16 protein-coding genes and 1 pseudogene are annotated in these 16,111 nt (G+C 70.8%); 5 read left to right on the forward strand and 12 right to left on the reverse strand.

Annotated elements, in window-relative coordinates; genetic code table 11:
* The first annotated feature begins 126 nt into the window (after positions 1-126).
* Positions 127-1,266 carry a serpin family protein gene (locus tag QH290_RS14850; RefSeq protein ID WP_280383389.1) on the forward strand — a complete coding sequence of 380 codons (1,140 nt, stop codon included), beginning with the start codon at positions 127-129 and terminating at the stop codon, positions 1,264-1,266.
* Positions 1,267-1,278: 12 nt separating this feature from the next.
* Here the strand turns inward: QH290_RS14850 and QH290_RS14855 are convergent, their stop codons facing one another.
* Genes QH290_RS14855 through QH290_RS14870 form a run of 4 tightly spaced genes read right to left on the reverse strand, consistent with a single transcriptional unit; the run spans position 1,279 to position 3,786 of the window.
* Positions 1,279-1,536 carry a YciI family protein gene (locus tag QH290_RS14855; protein WP_280269068.1) on the reverse strand — a complete coding sequence of 86 codons (258 nt, stop codon included), beginning with the start codon at positions 1,534-1,536 and terminating at the stop codon, positions 1,279-1,281.
* Positions 1,536-2,042: a transcription antitermination factor NusB gene (nusB, locus tag QH290_RS14860; protein ID WP_280383391.1), complete on the reverse strand. Its 507-nt coding sequence runs from the start codon at positions 2,040-2,042 to the stop codon at positions 1,536-1,538. The genes QH290_RS14855 and nusB overlap by 1 nt, the downstream gene beginning before the upstream one ends.
* A gap of 10 nt (positions 2,043-2,052) precedes the next feature.
* Entirely contained in the window at positions 2,053-2,616 is a 564-nt protein-coding gene (efp, locus tag QH290_RS14865; RefSeq protein WP_280269070.1) for an elongation factor P, read from the reverse strand.
* A gap of 48 nt (positions 2,617-2,664) precedes the next feature.
* Positions 2,665-3,786, reverse strand: a complete 1,122-nt coding sequence (locus QH290_RS14870) for a M24 family metallopeptidase (protein WP_280269071.1) — start codon at positions 3,784-3,786, stop codon at positions 2,665-2,667.
* Positions 3,787-3,983: 197 nt separating this feature from the next.
* Between QH290_RS14870 and QH290_RS14875 the strand changes: the two genes are divergently transcribed.
* From QH290_RS14875 to aroB, 4 genes and pseudogenes are all read left to right on the forward strand, one after another.
* The gene (locus tag QH290_RS14875; RefSeq protein WP_280269072.1) at positions 3,984-4,427 is read left to right on the forward strand and encodes a prepilin peptidase; all 444 of its coding nucleotides are present in this window, start codon (positions 3,984-3,986) and stop codon (positions 4,425-4,427) included.
* Positions 4,428-4,476: 49 nt separating this feature from the next.
* The gene (gene aroC, locus QH290_RS14880) at positions 4,477-5,682 is read left to right on the forward strand and encodes a chorismate synthase (protein ID WP_280269075.1); all 1,206 of its coding nucleotides are present in this window, start codon (positions 4,477-4,479) and stop codon (positions 5,680-5,682) included.
* Positions 5,679-6,197: pseudogene (locus tag QH290_RS14885) on the forward strand (shikimate kinase); the annotation flags it as partial. The gene aroC and the pseudogene QH290_RS14885, both read left to right, overlap by 4 nt.
* A gap of 830 nt (positions 6,198-7,027) precedes the next feature.
* Positions 7,028-8,164, forward strand: coding sequence for a 3-dehydroquinate synthase (aroB, locus tag QH290_RS14890; RefSeq protein ID WP_280269073.1), 1,137 nt, complete (start codon positions 7,028-7,030; stop codon positions 8,162-8,164).
* 32 nt (positions 8,165-8,196) lie between these two features.
* Here aroB and QH290_RS14895 read toward each other — a convergent pair whose 3' ends face one another.
* The 8 genes from QH290_RS14895 to QH290_RS14930 all read right to left on the reverse strand — a co-directional run bounded on the left by QH290_RS14895 (position 8,197) and on the right by QH290_RS14930 (position 15,920).
* A complete protein-coding gene (locus tag QH290_RS14895; RefSeq protein ID WP_280383393.1) occupies positions 8,197-8,670 on the reverse strand; it encodes a B-4DMT family transporter in 474 nt (157 codons plus the stop codon).
* A gap of 101 nt (positions 8,671-8,771) precedes the next feature.
* On the reverse strand, positions 8,772-9,029 hold the full coding sequence (locus QH290_RS14900; protein WP_280265536.1) for a hypothetical protein: 258 nt from the start codon (positions 9,027-9,029) through the stop codon (positions 8,772-8,774).
* Between the two features lie 110 nt (positions 9,030-9,139).
* Entirely contained in the window at positions 9,140-9,967 is an 828-nt protein-coding gene (locus QH290_RS14905; protein WP_280383395.1) for a shikimate dehydrogenase, read from the reverse strand.
* Positions 9,957-11,495 (reverse strand): endolytic transglycosylase MltG, encoded by a 1,539-nt coding sequence (gene mltG, locus QH290_RS14910; RefSeq protein ID WP_280265534.1) that lies wholly within the window; start codon positions 11,493-11,495, stop codon positions 9,957-9,959. Before mltG ends, QH290_RS14905 begins: the two co-directional genes overlap by 11 nt.
* Positions 11,488-11,976 (reverse strand): Holliday junction resolvase RuvX, encoded by a 489-nt coding sequence (gene ruvX / locus QH290_RS14915; protein ID WP_280383414.1) that lies wholly within the window; start codon positions 11,974-11,976, stop codon positions 11,488-11,490. Before ruvX ends, mltG begins: the two co-directional genes overlap by 8 nt.
* A 412-nt stretch (positions 11,977-12,388) precedes the next feature.
* On the reverse strand, positions 12,389-13,048 hold the full coding sequence (locus tag QH290_RS14920; RefSeq protein ID WP_280263671.1) for a response regulator transcription factor: 660 nt from the start codon (positions 13,046-13,048) through the stop codon (positions 12,389-12,391).
* Positions 13,049-13,156: 108 nt separating this feature from the next.
* Positions 13,157-14,557 carry an MFS transporter gene (locus QH290_RS14925; protein ID WP_280383397.1) on the reverse strand — a complete coding sequence of 467 codons (1,401 nt, stop codon included), beginning with the start codon at positions 14,555-14,557 and terminating at the stop codon, positions 13,157-13,159.
* A gap of 97 nt (positions 14,558-14,654) precedes the next feature.
* Complete coding sequence (locus QH290_RS14930) at positions 14,655-15,920, reverse strand: MFS transporter (protein ID WP_280263687.1); 1,266 nt, start codon at positions 15,918-15,920, stop codon at positions 14,655-14,657.
* Positions 15,921-16,111 lie beyond the last annotated feature (191 nt).

Below are 16,111 nucleotides of genomic sequence, written 5' to 3' on the forward strand. Positions count from 1 at the left end.
CCCCCCCCCCCCCCCCCCCGGGGGCGCCTGGCGCCGGGGCGGCGCCCCCCCCGGCCAACGAACCCCCCCCGGGGGGGGCGCACTCATGGTCGCGGCCCGCGAGCGCGGCGACGCTAGGCTGGCGATGTGCAGACCAGCCTCCTCCCGCACGTGGCCGCCGCCAACGAGTTGACGGGCCGGTGGTGCGCCGCCGCGGGCACCGGCGATTTCGTGCTGTCCGGATGCGGCGTGTGGCCGCTGCTCGGCGTGCTGGCGACCGCCGCGAACGAGCCGGTGCGCTCGGAATTGGCTGCGGCCGTGGGGCTTTCCGCCGACGACGCCCAGCCCGCCGCGCTGCGGCTGCTGTCGGAACTCGCCGATGCGGAGACCGTCGCGGGCGCGCTCGGCGTCTGGGTTCGCGAGGATGTCGAGCTGCACGAGCAGTGGGTCCGGTCGCTGCCGGGCGGAGTCGTCGAGAAGATCACCGGGCAGGCGGCGCTGGATGCGTGGGCCGATCGCCACACCGCGGGCCTGATCGAGCGGTTTCCGCTCTCGATCACCGCCGACACGCTGCTGGTTCTCGCCACCGCGATCGTCGCGAGAACCGCGTGGCTGCAGCCGTTCCACGACGATGTGCTGGAACCGGCGGCCGGGCCGTGGCGCGGCCATCGCGGCCCGGGCCTGTCCCGCAACTCGCAGCACCTGCGCGACGCGGCGATCCTGCCGGGCGCGGAACCCGTCACGCGGGTGGTGGTGCGCGGCACCGGCGACCTCGATGTGCACCTGCTGCTCGGCGACGGCTCGCCGGGCGAGGTGCTCGCCACCGGACTCGGCGCCCTCGACGGTTCGATCGAGGCGCACACCGACCTGCCGATCGGGACCGAGGGTCCCGGCCTGGCCGTGCGCGAGACCCGGGCCGTGGCCGATACGCTGCGAATTCAGCTGCCGCCCTTCGAGATCCGGTCGTCACACGATCTGTGCCGATATCTCGATCTGTTCGGCCTGCGCACCGCCACCGACGCCGGACAGGGCCGCTTTCCCTCGATCTCCGCGACACCGCTCCACGTCGACAGTGCCGCCCAGGACGCCCTGGCCCGATTCACCCGGGACGGGTTCGAGGCCGCCGCCGTCACCGCGATAGCGCTCGCGCGCGCCGCCGCCGCATTCCGCCCGCGCCCGGCCGTCGAGATCTCGGCGACCTTCGACCGCCCGTTCGGCTTCCTCGCCGTGCACCGCCCGACGGGCCTGGTGATCGTCGCGGGCTGGGTGGCCCGGCCACCCGGGTAGTTCCCGCGCCCCTCAGCCCGTGATCTCCCACTCGTACACGGTGAGTTCGGAGGCGCCGGTGGTATGGATCGGGTCGGTGAAGACCAATTCCCGTGCGGCGTCGAGGTTCTCGGCGAGGACCACGTAGGCGCCGCCGGTGCCGTCGGTGAAACGGCCGGTGCAGTCGAGCTGCCCGCGGGAGCGGACGTCGGACAGCCAGTCGCGGTGCGGTTCGATCACCGCATCGTCCCAGCGCGGGGTGCGCAGGGCCAGGACGAGGTACTTGCGCACTAGGCCTCGCCGTCGGGACGCGGCGCTCGGGTGGCCGCGGCGGCGGCGCGGACCTGCGGCGCCACCTGCACCACCTGGCCCAGCACGCCGTTGACGAAGCTCGGGGAGTCGTCGGTGGACAGCTCCTTGGCCAGCTCCACGGCCTCGTCCACGGCGACCACCGGCGGCACCTCGGCCGCGTGGAACAGCTCCCATACCGCGACCCGCAGGATGGCGCGGTCCACGGCCGGGAGCCGCTCCAGCGTCCAATCCTGCAGGTAGGACTCGATGGTGCCGTCGACCCGGTCGAGATCGTCGGCCACGCCCTCGACCAGGGTGCGGGTGTAGGGGTTCACCGGCGCCACCGCATCGTCCCCGGACAGCTGCTCGCGCTCGGCGAGCAGGTCGGCCGGGTCGATATCGCGGGCCTCGGCCTCGAACAGCAGGTCCACCGCGCGGCGGCGGGCCTTGTGCCGGGCACCCAGTTTCTTGTACGAGGAGCGCTTGCCCTCGGGCTGATCAGCCACAGTCACCAGATTAGGCGTTCACACGGCCGAGATAGCCACCGTCGCGGGTGTCGATCTTCAGCTTGTCGCCGGTGTTGATGAACAGCGGCACCTGGACCTCGGCGCCGGTCTCCAGGGTGGCGGGCTTGGTGCCCGCGCTGGAGCGGTCGCCCTGCAGGCCCGGCTCGGTGTTCTGGACGACGAGCTCGACGGTGACCGGCAGCTCCACGTACAGCACCTCGCCGTCGTGCATGGCGACCTGCACGGGCATGTTCTCCAGCAGGAACTTCGCGCTCTTGCCGAGGATCTGCTCGCCGATGTGGATCTGGTCGAAGGTGTCGCCGTCCATGAAGATGTAGTCCGACCCGTCGTGGTACAGGTAGGTCATATCGCGCCGGTCGACGGTGGCGACCTCGACCTTGACCCCGGCGTTCCAGGTCTTGTCGACCACCTTGCCGGAGACGACGTTCTTCAGCTTCGTTCGCACGAACGCCGGCCCCTTGCCCGGCTTGACGTGCTGGAACTCGACAATCTGCTGGAGATTGCCGTCGACCTTCAGCACGAGGCCGTTCTTGAAGTCGCTGGTGTCCGCCACAGTCCTCGGGTCTCCTTGTTTCGTTCGAACGCAGTCGGCCGACCGTGATCAGTCGACCACGGTCAGGTCTTTGGTGGTCAGGGTGAGCAGTTCGGGACCCCCCTCGCGAACCACGAGCGTATCCTCGATCCGGACACCGCCGCGGCCGGGGAAGTACACACCTGGCTCGACGGTCACCGCCATGCCATCGAGCAGTGTACCCGTGCCGGTTTTGGCGATTCCGGGTGCTTCGTGGATCTGCAGGCCCACGCCGTGCCCCAGCCCGTGCACGAAAAGCTCGCCGTGGCCCGCCGCCTCGATCACCGATCGGGCCGCGGCGTCGACGTCACCGCATCCGGCACCCGGCTTCAACGCCTCCCGGCCCGCGCGCTGCGCCGCGCGGACCAGTTCGTACACCTCGTGCTGCCATCCGGCGGGTTCGCCGAGCACCAGCGTGCGGGTCATGTCCGAGTGGTAGCCGCCGACCACCGCGCCGAAGTCGAACTTCACGAAATCCCCCGCCGCCAGCACCGCATCGGTCGGACGGTGGTGCGGCACGGCCGAATTCGGCCCGGCCGCGACGATCGTCTCGAAGGCGACGGCCGCGGCGCCGTGCTCGAACATCAGCCACTCCAGCTCGCGCGCGACCTGCCGTTCGGTGCGGCCCGGGCGCAGGGCGCCCCGCTCGAGCAGGGACGCCAGCGCGGAGTCGGCCGCCGCGCAGGCCGCCCGCAACTGCTCGACCTCGTAGTCGTCCTTGACCATGCGCAGCTGTTCGACCAGGCCGCGAGTGGGCACCAGCTGCAGGCCGCTGCCCTGCTCGACGAAACCGCGATGCTGGTCCACGGTGACGATGTGGCTTTCGAAGCCCACCCGCCCGGTCTGCCACTCCCCGGCCAGCTCGATGATGCGGCGCGCGCTGGCGCGGGCGATCTCGGCGCGCAGATCCGGCACCTGCTCGCCGACCTGGGTGGCGTAGCGGCCGTCGGTGCAGATCACCGTGCGGTCCTCGGCGCCGTCCCAGGAATAGACCAGCAGCGCCGCGTTGGACCCGGTGAACCCCGTCAGGTACCGGATATTGATCAGATCGGTCACCAGCAGGGCGTCGACGCCGTTCTCCACCAACAGGTTCCGTAACGCCGCCCGCCGGGCCGCGTGGTCGGGGCGTCGCGCGCCGTGATCAGCAGACATGAACCCAACGCTACCGCTGCCGCGCCGCGACATCCGCCGGACCACCCACAGTCGTTTCGTTCCAGGCCCCCGTGCGCACCTGCGTGAACGGCGCCGCGGCGGCGATGATAGGCACGGGTTGTTCACATGCGTTGAAGTTGTCCACATTTCGCGATCGGCGGCCCCACCGGCCCGCGATCCGGGCAACGATAGGGCACATGACATTCGCCGCGTTCGGACTGCTGGCCGTGTGGTGCGCCGTGCTGAGCGCCGTCGACGTGCGCGAGCGGCGGCTGCCCACTCCGCTCACGGGACTGGGCGCGCTCGCGGTATTCGGCTACGCGCTGGCCGACGGTCGGCTCGCCGCGGCGGTGGCCGGGGCGCTGCTGCTGTCGGTGCCCTATCTGCTCGTCCATCTCACGGCCCCCGCGGCATTCGGCGCCGGTGATGTGAAGCTGGCAGTCGGGCTGGGCGCGGCCACCGCGTGCGGCGGCGGGCAGGCATGGGCGTGGGCGGCGCTCGGGGCCCCGCTGCTCACCGCCGCCGCGGGGCTCGCCGTGCTCGCCCTGCCGCGCATTCGCGCCGGTCCCGCGAATCGTGCCGTGCCGCACGGGCCTTCGATGTGCGTGTCGACGCTGCTCGCCCTGCTACTGGCGGGTTGACGCCGACCGGATGTCCGGGCAGCCGTGCTGACATGGAAAGATGGACGGCGTGTTGCGCTGGATTACCGCTGGTGAGTCTCATGGTCCCGCCCTCGTCGCGATCCTCGAGGGGATGGTGGCCGGGGTCGAGGTGACCTCCGCCGATATCGCCGCGCAACTCGCGCGCCGCCGGCTCGGGTACGGGCGCGGGGCTCGGATGAAGTTCGAGGCCGACAAGGTCACCGTGATCGGCGGGGTCCGGCACGGGCGCACCATGGGCGGCCCGGTCGCTATCGAGATCGCCAATTCCGAGTGGCCGAAGTGGACGCAGGTCATGGCGTCGGATCCGGTGGACGAGGCGGAGCTGGCGGAACTGGCGCGCAATGCGCCGCTGACCCGGCCGCGGCCCGGCCACGCCGACTACTCGGGCATGCTCAAGTACGGCTTCGACGACGCCCGCAACGTCCTCGAGCGGGCCAGCGCCCGCGAGACCGCCGCCCGGGTGGCGGTCGGCACGGTCGCCCGCCAGTTCCTGCGCCAGGCGTTCGGCGTCGAGGTCGTCTCGCACGTGATCTCGATCGGCACCGCCCGGGCCGCCGACGGCGCGGTGCCCACCGCCGCCGACCTGGCCGCCGTCGACGAGAGCCCGGTCCGCGCCTTCGACAAGGAGGCCGAGGCGGCGATGATCGCCGAGATCGAGGCCGCCAAGAAGGACGGCGACACCCTCGGCGGCGTCGTGGAGGTCGTGGTGGAGGGCCTGCCGGTCGGGCTGGGCTCGTTCACCAGCGGCGAGAACCGTCTCGACTCGCGGCTGGCCGCCGCCCTGATGGGCATCCAGGCGATCAAGGGTGTCGAGGTCGGCGACGGATTCGAGACCGCGCGCCGCCGCGGCAGCCAGGCCCACGACGAGATGCGGCCCGGCCCGGACGGGGTGTTGCGCTCCACCAACCGCGCGGGCGGCCTCGAGGGCGGTATGACCAACGGCGAGCCACTGCGGGTCCGCGCGGCGATGAAGCCGATCTCCACCGTGCCGCGGGCGCTGGCGACGGTGGACATGGCCACCGGCGACGAGGCGGTCGCCATCCACCAGCGTTCGGACGTGTGCGCCGTGCCCGCCGCCGGTGTCGTCGCCGAGGCGATGGTGGCGCTGGTGGTGGCGCAGGCGGCGCTGGAGAAGTTCGGCGGCGACTCGCTGCCGGAGACCGTCGGCAACCTGACCGGCTACCTGAAGCGGATCTCCGCGCGCCCGCACCTGCCGGGTGCCGACGGTTCATGATCGTGCAAACCGACCCGCGCCGGCCGTGCGTGGTGCTGGTCGGACCGCCCGGAGCAGGGAAATCGACGATCGGCCGCAAGCTCGCCCGCGAGCTCGGTGTCGAGCTGTACGACACCGACGCCGGGATCGAGCAGGAGGCCGGGCGCAGCATCCCGGAGATCTTCGCCGCCGACGGCGAGCCGGAATTCCGGCGCATCGAGGAGCGCGTGGTCCGTCGCGCGATCCTCGAGCACAAGGGCGTGGTGTCCCTCGGCGGCGGCGCGATCCTGTCGGCGGCCACCCGTGAGCTGCTGCGCGGGCGCACCGTGGTGTACCTGGAAATCAGTGTCGCCGAAGGCCTTCGGCGCACGGGCGCAAGCACCAATCGCCCGCTGCTGGCCGGTGCCGACCCGGGCACGAAGTACCGGACCCTGATGCGCGAACGCCGTCCCCTCTACCGCGAGGTGGCGAGCATCCGGGTGCGCACCGACGGCCGCAGCCCCGGCCGCGTGGTCCGCAATATCCTCGCGAAGCTGGGCGTGGAACCGGTGGAACGACCGGCACCCGCCCCCGCCACACCCGCCGAGGGCGAGGACACCGGTCGGCGGTCCCGGTCCCGTCGTCGCCGACGGCGGGGACGCGGCGGCACGACCGCGAATGAGGCCGCGGCGGAATCGAACTCGCTCCAGCAGGAGGCGTCTTCCGCGAGCACCCGCCCCGCCTCCGAAACGGCGTCGACTTCGGCTGCACCGCGAGCGAATTCGACAGAGACCGACGAGCCCACCTCGAAGCGCCGTTCCCGCCGCTCCCGGCGCGGCGGCAGGCGCCGCTCCCGCGGCAGCACCACCGACACCGCCGTCGCGACCGACGGCCGAGACACCACCCCACCCGCGCAGCCTCCGGATCCCACCGCGACTGCCCGCACCGATTACACCCGAGGCCAGAGACGCAGCGCCCGCCGCCCCTCGGGCGCCCCCGGCACCGAGCGCAAACCCGCTGCCGCACAGCCCGATCCGGCCACTTCGGCCGAACCGCCCGATCCACCGACGGACACACTCCGCGCAGCAACCGGCACCCCCGCAGCCCCACCGACGGCCGCAACCACCACAACGACGAACACCCCGGCACCACCCCCCACCGGACGCGGCCGACCCCGCCGAACCGCCACCCGCGCCGCCGGACCCCCGGCCAACCCCCCGCGCACCGCAGCCAACCGGGTACCGGCGGGTGACACGGCGCCCGAGTCCTCGGAAGCCGCCAAACCTCGTGCCGGGCAGCATCATTCGCCGACTCACGAGGCGCCCCCGTCGGCGGGCGCGGACCTGTCCCGAGTACACACATCACGAGCAGAATCGGAGCAGCAAGTATGACCGAGCCGACCCGCATCGAGGTCCGCACCGCCGATCCGTACCCGGTGATCATCGGGCGAGGGCTGCTGGGTGAGCTGGTCGAGCAGGTGGCGGGGCGGCCCGGTGTGCGCACCGTCGCGATCTTTCATCAGCCGCCGCTGGCCGAGACGGCGGAGGCGGTGCGGCAGGCGCTGCACGATGCCGATCCGGGTGCGGCCGGGGAGAAGATCGACGCGCACCGCATCGAGATTCCCGATGCCGAGGCGGGCAAGGATCTGCCGGTGGCCGGATTCTGCTGGGAGGTGCTGGGCCGCATCGGGCTGACCCGCCAGGACGTGGTGATCAGCCTCGGCGGCGGCGCCGCCACCGACCTGGCCGGTTTCGTGGCCGCCACCTGGATGCGCGGGGTGCGGATCGTGCACATCCCGACCACCCTGCTGGCGATGGTCGACGCGGCGGTCGGCGGCAAGACCGGCATCAACACCGAGGCGGGCAAGAACCTGGTCGGCAGTTTCCACGAACCGACCGCGGTGCTGGTGGATCTGGCGACGCTGGAGACGGTGCCGCGCAACGAGATCGTGGCGGGCATGGCCGAGATCATCAAGGCCGGATTCATCGCCGACCCGGTGATCCTGGACCTGATCGAGCGCGATCCGCAGGCCGCCCTCGATCCGACCGGCGAGGTGCTGCCGGAGCTGGTGCGCCGCGCGATCCAGGTCAAGGCCGATGTGGTGGCCGCCGATCTGAAGGAGGCCAGCCTGCGCGAGATCCTGAACTACGGCCACACCCTCGGCCATGCGATCGAGCGCCGCGAACGCTACCGCTGGCGGCACGGCGCGGCCGTGTCGGTGGGCCTGGTCTTCGCCGCGGAGCTGGGACGGCTGGCGGGCCGCCTCGACGATGCCACCGCCGACCGCCACCGCGCCGTCCTGGAGAGCGTCGGGCTGCCCACCACCTACGACGCCGACGCCCTCCCTCACCTGCTCGAGACCATGCAGACCGATAAGAAGACCCGCTCGGGCGTGCTGCGCTTCGTCGTCCTCGACGGCCTGGCCAAGCCGGGCCGTCTCGAGGGCCCGGACCCGAGCCTGCTCGCCGCCGCCTACGCCACTATCGCCCGCGAGGACGCCCCGGGCGGCGGCATCCTGCTGTAGTCACGGCAGGACGCCGCCCGGCCTGTGTCCCGCTAGAGTGCCGAGGCGGCCGTGGGCGGCGGTGCGGGCTCGGCCTTCTTGGTCTCGCGACCGACCAGGAAGCGTCCCAGCGCGACACCCACCATGCCGGGCACGAAGATCAGCAGGATGATGAACGAGGCACCGGCGGTCAGCTCGAACCCCAGGCCGTTGTCGCCGAGATCGAACCTGGGCAGGAAGTCCAGCACCCACGCGACCACGCCCGCGCCGAGCCCACCCGCGATACCGGCCTTCAGCCAGAGCATGGTCAGGTCGGCACCGCCGCGCTCCGGGTCGGGATTGGCGCGGCGGTCGCCGCGGCCGTCCAGCAGACCCCAGGCGACCACGGCCGCGATCAGCACGATCAGGCACAGGATCCGCATCCACGATCCGTGCGTCGGCCAATAGATCATCCCGAAACCGAGCACGGTCCGAAGCACCACGGTCAGCACCCCGAGCGCCACGGCGCGCAACACCCACGCATTCATGTCGATCACCTTAACCTGCCGGACGATTCCGAAAAACAGTAACCGGTTACAGAAACCCGGGTCGAGATACCGGCAGGTGAGGCATGGGTGCGGACGAACGGTCAGTGGGGTGCGGGGATCCAGATGTCGTACCTACCGCTGCCGTCGTTGCGCGGCGCGCACTCGGCCTGCGCGTGCCATTGCGGGGCCTCCTTCAAACAGAAGCCCAGCGAGATGTCCGACACGCTCTCCAGGCACACGAATCCCCATCGCGGCGACGCGGACGCACACCCGGCGGCATGTGCCGTCGGCTGCCCGGCCAACACGAACCCGCACGCGGCGACGGCCATCGCCAAGGCGACACCAATTCGAGCGAACATGATTTCGGCCCCTCCCCTTCGATTTTCGACATGCATCCCCCTCGAAATGCATTGAGGAACAAGACAATACCGACCGCCCCCGGAAACGGCAACGCTCGGGCGCCGCGGCCTCAGCTTCCGGGGCGAACCTCGTCGAGCGCCGCCGCCATGTCCGCGCGCGGTGCGGGTCGGCCGGTGAACAGTTCGACCTGCCCGTATGCCTGGTTCAACAGCATCTGCAGGCCGCTGACCACCGTGTGTCCCGCGCGCGCCACCGCGTCGGCCAGCGGTGTCGGCCAGGGGTCGTAGATCGCGTCGAGGACCACCGGCGCGAGGGCGGCCGCCTCGGCGACGGCGGCCGCGGCGGCGGCGGGGACCGTGCTGACGACCACGCCCGCGGTCGAACAGGCGGTGCGCACCCGGTCCGGCTCGAAGGCCTTGTACGCGGCTGACATTCCGAGTCGCTCGGCGAGTTCCAGTGCGCCGCTTGACCTTCCGGCATCCCGAGCCATAACCGTCACCGATTTCGCACCGAGTTCCGACAGCGCGAACAACGCCGGACGCGCGGTGCCGCCCGCACCCAGCACCACGGCTTCGGTGACCGAGGTGACCCCGCCGCCGCGCAGCGCGCCCAGCACCCCGTCGATGTCGGTGCAGTCCGCGCGCCAGCCGGACGCGGTGCGCACCAGCGTATTCGCCGATCCCACGAGCACGGCGCGTTCGGTGCGCTCCTGGGCGTACGCCAAGGCGGCTTCCTTGCCGGGCATGGTCACCGAGAGCCCGATCCACTCGGGCCCGAGCCCGTCCACCAGCGCGGGCAGCTGCTCGGCCGAGCATTCGACACGCTCGTACGTCCACGGCAGTCCGAGCGCCCGATACGCGGCCAGATGTAGCTGGGGTGAACGGGAATGGGCGATCGGCTTTCCCAGCACCGCGGCCCTGCGGACCTCACCGTCCACTGTCGAGAACCCCGTTGTCCTGGGCTTGGGTGATGTTCCGCAAATGATCGGAGTAGCTCTTGGTGAACAGCGTCGTGCCCGAATTGTCGACGGTGACGAAGTACAGCCAGTCGCCGGGAGCCGGATTCTCCACCGCCTGCAACGCGTTCAGCGACGGCGCCGCGATCGGATTCGCGGGCAGCCCGGCCATGGCATAGGTGTTCCACGGGGTGGCCTTCGCCCGATCGGCGTCGGTGGTGGCGACCTCGATCTCGTTGAGCGCGTAGTTCACCGTCGAATCGAACTGCAGCATCTGACCGACCTTCAGCCGGTTCACGATCACTCGCGCCACCTTGGCCATGTCGTGGGGTTTCGCTTCGCGTTCCACCAGCGATGCGGCGATCAGCGTCTGGTACGGCGAGAGGCCGTTCGCCGCACCGGATTGCAGCAGGCCGGTCGATTCGTAGGTGGCGGCGCTCTGGGTGATCAGCTGGTGCAGAATCTGCTGCGGCGTGCCGCTCGGGTCGAAGTCCAGCGAACCCGCGGCGATGAGACCCTCGAGCTGCCGGCTGCGGTCGGGCGCCCGTCGCACTTCCTGCTCGGCCCACGACGGAACTCCGAGCGCGGCCAGATCGGTGCTGGCGGCTGCCGCGGCGAGCTCATCGGCGCTCACGCACCGGCGCGCGGGCCCGGCACCCATACAACTCGCCTGGGCGACGAGGGAGTAGATGCCCGGCGTGGGGGCCGCGTTCTTCTTCACCTCGGATTGATCGTGCAGCAGCCGACCCTCGGAGATCACCACATTGCCGACGCGCGAATCCTTGCTCATCAGCGCCGTCACGGCATCGGAGCCCTTGCTGTGCGCGGGCACGGCGTAGAAGCCGGGCTGCACCGAGTTCATCTTCGAATTGCGGATCGCGGCCTCGTAGAACGCGCCCGTGCTGGCGACCACGCCCTTGTCGAACATGGTCTGGGCGATCTGCTCGGCGGTGTCGCCCGCCTTCACCCGCACCACCACCGGCGGCCCGGCCGGTCCGGCGAAGTCCTCGGGCCCGCCCAGCTTGCCGATGAACTTGTAGCCGGCGTACCCGCCCGCGGCCACGAACAGCACGACGAAGACGAAGCCGAGCAGCCACAGGTTACGGCGGCGGCGCTTACGCTCGGCCGCCTTGCGGGAGGCGACCCGCGAACGCCGGCTGCGCGAGGACTGCCCGCGCCCCGATTCGCCGCGGGACTGGCCGCGCGGGGCCCGGCCGCGCGCATTCTGGCCGCGCGCGTTGCGACCCTGCGGCGACCTGCCGCGCTGGGGCGCCCGCCGGGGCGGCGGCGTGGGTGTGGGGTCCGGCCCGTCGTCGGTGTAGCGCGGGATGACGGTGGTGTCGTCCTCGTAGTCGTCCCAGTCGTCATCGACCGGTGCGGCGTGCCGGGAACCCCGGCCACGCACCGCCCGGTTGTCGGCACCGCCCCACCCGCGGTCGGGACGCCGGTATCTCCGCTCCTCGACGCTCTGCCGATGACGTTCCTCGGCCCGCGCCCAGCGGTCATTCATCCGACCACCCTGCCGCCTGCTCCCCGGCCGACTTCAACACCGCACTCCGTTCGTCCAACCATCCCTGCAGGATCGACACGGCCGCCGCCTGATCGATCATCTGCCGCTGGCCACGCGCACGAACTCCACTGTCCCGCAATGCACGTGCAGCTGTCACCGTAGTCAAACGTTCGTCGGAAAGTCGTATCGGCACTCCGGGAATCAGCGGCCGCAAATATTCGGCGAAGGAGATCGCCAGCTGGGCGGAGGCGCCATTTTCCCCGCGCAGGGTGCGGGGCAGGCCGATAATCACCTCGACGGCCTCGTATTCCCGCACAATCTCGGCAATCCGGGCGAGGTCGGTCGCCGAATCGCCCTTTCCGCCGGTACCGCGCCGCGCCCTCGCACTCGTCCGCCGGACCGTCTCCACCGGAGTCGCGAGGATCCCGTCGGGATCACAGGCGGCGACGCCGATGCGCACGGTGCCGACGTCGATCGCGATGCGGCGCCCGCGGCCCGGATCGGTCGCGGCACTGGGCCGATCGACACCGGGCCGGTCGTGGGCCGGGGCGGGGCGCGGGTGGCGGCGGGCGGCGGCGAGGGGGGCGACGACGGCGGGGCTGGTGGCGTCGACGCCGGCGTTGGCGAGGGTGGCGCCGCGGGCGTCGACGACGAGGACGCGTTCGCCGTACAGGTCGCGGTAGCGGGCGACCTCGAGGGCGAGGGCGCGGTTGTCGCCGGTGGTGGTGGCGGCGTCGGCGAGGGTGGCGAACCAGTCGGCGTCGCCGGTGCGGCCGAGGACGAGCTGCTGGGTGCGGCTGGTGGCGGCGGTGAGGCACAGCGGGACGGCGAAGGCGAGGACCGCGATGGTGGCGAAGACGGTCAGGGCCGCGAGTACGCGTCGCCGCATCGGGTCACTCGCCCCAGCGGTAGCCGTAGCCGCGGATGGTGGTGATGAGGCCGGGCCGGTCGAGTTTCTGGCGCAGGCCGGTCATGTGCACGTCGAGGCTGCGGGAGACCGCGACGAAGGCGTCGCCCCAGATGCGGTCCATCAGCTGCTGGCGGCTGACGGCGGCGCCGGGGCGTTCGACGAGGGCTTGGACGAGTTCGAATTCCTTGGCGGTCAACGAGATCGGTTCGCCGCCGACCTCGACGCGGTGGGCGGCCAGGTCGACGCGGACGTCGCCGGTGGTGACCACCGGGGACGGGGGTTCGGTGGCCGCGGCGGCGCGGCGGGTGATGTTGTCGATGCGGGCGAGCAGTTCGGCGATGCGGGGTGGTTTGACGACGTAGTCGTCGGCGCCGCCGCGCAGGCCGCGCACGATGGAGCGTTCGTCGCTGCGGGCGGTGAGGATGATGACGGGGACGGCGTTGACCTCGCGGAGCTGGCGCAGGACCTGGATCCCGTCGGCGTCGGGCAGGCCGAGGTCGAGGATGACGGCGTCGTAGCCGCGGTGTGCGGTGAGCAGGTCGGCGCCGCGGCGCATGCGCCGGGCGTCGTGCCCGCGCACCGTCAGCGCCTCCACCAGGGCGTCCCCCACTCCGTCGTCGTCCTCGACCACTGCCAATCGCACGATGTGATTCTCCAGTACTGGGCGATTCCGGCCAAAAGCGCGCCGGAAAATTTGTCGATGGCGCGCCGGGACCCGGAAACCTGTTAGTGGCGCGCCGGGACCCGGACTTCAGCCTCGTGCCCGCAGCTGCTCTGCCTCCGCGGCGTGCTCGTCGGCGTCGATGGGCGAGTCGGCGGAGGTTTCGCGCATGAACCAGTAGGTGGACAGGGAGATGAGGATGGTGGCCGAGACGTACCAGAAGAACACCGATTCGTGTCCGGCCTTCTTCAGCCACAGGGCGAGGGATTCGGCGGTGCCGCCGAAGATGGCGGCGGTCAGGGCGTAGGGCAGGCCGACGCCGAGGGCGCGGACCTTGGTGGGGAACAGTTCGGCCTTCACGATGGCGTTGATCGAGGTGTAGCCGGTGATGATGATCAGTGCGGCCATCATCAGCGCCCAGGCGGCGACCGGGTTGGTGGTGTGGCCGAGCACGGTCATGATCGGCACGGTGCCCAGCGTCCCGGCGACGCCGAAGAAGATCAGCAGTTTGCGGCGGCCGATGCGGTCGGACAGGGCCCCGGCGAGCGGTTGCAGGACGACGAACACCAGCAGGGCGAGGAAGTTGATCCAGGCCACCGTGGACTTGGAGATGCCCGAGGTGTTGATCATGTATTTCTGCATGTAGGTGGTGTAGGTGTAGAAGGCGATCGTGCCGCCGAGGGTGAGGCCGACGACGAGCAGGCATTCGCGGGGGTACTGCAGCAGTACGCGCAGCGATCCGCGGTTGCCGGAGACCGGTTCGGCGGGGGCGCCGACGGAGTTGACCTGCGGGGTCTGTCCGGCCTCGGCGCGGAAGGCCGCGGATTCGTCCATGCCGCGGCGCAGCAGCATGACGATGATGGCGCCGGCGGCGCCGATGACGAACGGGATCCGCCAGCCCCAGCTGTCGAGCTGGGCGTTGGTGAGGAATTGCTGTAGCACGATCTGCACGGCGAGTGCGACCAGCTGTCCGCCGACGAGGGTGACGTACTGGAAGCTGGAGTAGAACCCGCGCTTGCCCTGGGAGGCGACCTCGGACAGGTAGGTGGCGCTGGTGGCGTATTCGCCGCCGACCGACAGGCCCTGCAGCAGTCGCGCGATCAGCAGCAGCGCGGGGGCGGCCAGTCCGATGGTCTGGTAGCCGGGTGTGAGCGCGATGAGCAGGGATCCGGCGGCCATGACGGTGACCGACAGGGTGAGGGCGGCGCGGCGGCCGAAGCGGTCGGCGTAGCGGCCCAGCAGCCAGCCGCCGATCGGGCGCATCAGGAAGCCGACGGCGAATACCGCTGCGGTGGACAGCAATTGGGCGGTGGAGTCGCCCTTGGGGAAGAATGTCTTGGCGAAGTAGACGCTGAACGCCGCGTAGACGTACCAGTCGTACCACTCGACGAGGTTGCCGATGGAGCCGCGCAGCACGTTGGCGACGACGCGTCGCTCACCTCCGCGGCCCGGGCGGGCACTGTCGCCGTTGACCGGCTGTGTCGTTGTCACCTGATCTCCTTCTCGACGCTGCGTTGCATCGTTCGAAGATCACTGTGGCTGCAGTCACAGGCGCACGACAGTGCCCGAGCCGTTTTCTAACTTTCGCTTAGGACGGTTGGACCTGAACCTTCGGGATTTCGTCGGTGCGCGGGACCTCGGTGCCGCGTAGTGAGGCGCCGACGGTTTCGCGCAGGTAGAACCAGGCGATCAGGCCGATGCCGCAGGCGCCGACGGTGTAGTAGGCGGGGAACAGGTCCCAGCCGGTGCGGTCGATGACGAATTCGTTGATCAGCGGGGCGGTGCCGCCGAACAGGGCGGTGGATACGTTGTAGCCCAGGGCGAATCCGGCGTAGCGCACCTGGGTGGGGAAGATCGCCGGGAAGGTGGCGGAGATGGTGGACAGCTGCGGCACGTAGAGCAGGCCGAGGATCACGAATCCGAGGATGGCCCAGCCGAGTCCCTGGCCCATCAGCCAGTACATGGGGACGGCGAGGATGGCGGTGGCGACGAGCGAGAACAGCCACATCGGGCGGCGTCCGACGAGGTCGGACAGGCCGCCGCACATGGGCAGCACGAGCATCATCACCGTCTGGCCGATGAGCACCATCGCGGTGGTCTGCGCCGCTTCCATGTGGATGGTGTTTTCCAGGTAGGTCGGCATGTAGGCGAGCAGCGTGTAGTTGACGACGTTGAGCGCGACGACCAGCCCGCCGAGGGTGAGCAGTTCGCGGCGGTAGTTGACGACCAGTTCGCGCAGGCCGGTCTTGGGGTGTTCCTGCTCGGCGACCTCGGTGAACACCTCGGATTCGTCGAGCCGCGAGCGCAGGTACAACCCGATCAGGCCGAGCGGAACGGCCAGCAGGAACGGGATGCGCCAGCCCCACACGTCCATCTGCGAATCGGTGAGCAGCACCTGCATGGCCAGCACGACCGCGGAGCCGCCCACGAAGCCCGCGAGGGTGCCGAATTCGAGGAAGCTGCCGAGGAAGCCGCGGCGTTTGTCGTCGACGGATTCGGCGAGATAGGTCGCCGCGCCGCCGTACTCGCCGCCGGTGGAGAAGCCCTGCACGACGCGCAGCGCGATCAGCAGGATGGGTGCCCAGATGCCGACGCTGGCGTGCGAGGGCAGCAGGCCGATGAGGCCGGTGGCGGCGGCCATCAGCAGGATGGTGGTGGCGAGGACGACCTTGCGGCCGACCTTGTCGCCGAGCGGGCCCCACACCATGCCGCCGAGCGGGCGCAGCACGAAGGAGATCGCGAAACCGAGCAGGGTGCCGAGGGTGCCGAGTTCGCCGGGGAAGAATGCGTCGGTGAGGTAGCCGGCCGTGGCCGCGTAGACCCCGTAGTCGTACCACTCGGTGGCGTTGCCCATGGCGGCTGCGGCAACGGATTTGCGTTGCTGTGGTTGCGGGTCGGCGCTGGTCACGCGCGCTCCTCTCCCCTGTGTGCGGTTGTTTCCCGCCGGTTGGTCGAAACGACACCGGCACGAAGCCCAGGAGTACCCCACCGATCGTTCGCGGAAACAGGCCCGCGGGTGCGGCCGGGTTGTGCCGATGCGCGTCG

The sequence above is a fragment of the Nocardia wallacei genome (assembly GCF_029869545.1).
Classification (GTDB): domain Bacteria; phylum Actinomycetota; class Actinomycetes; order Mycobacteriales; family Mycobacteriaceae; genus Nocardia; species Nocardia wallacei_A.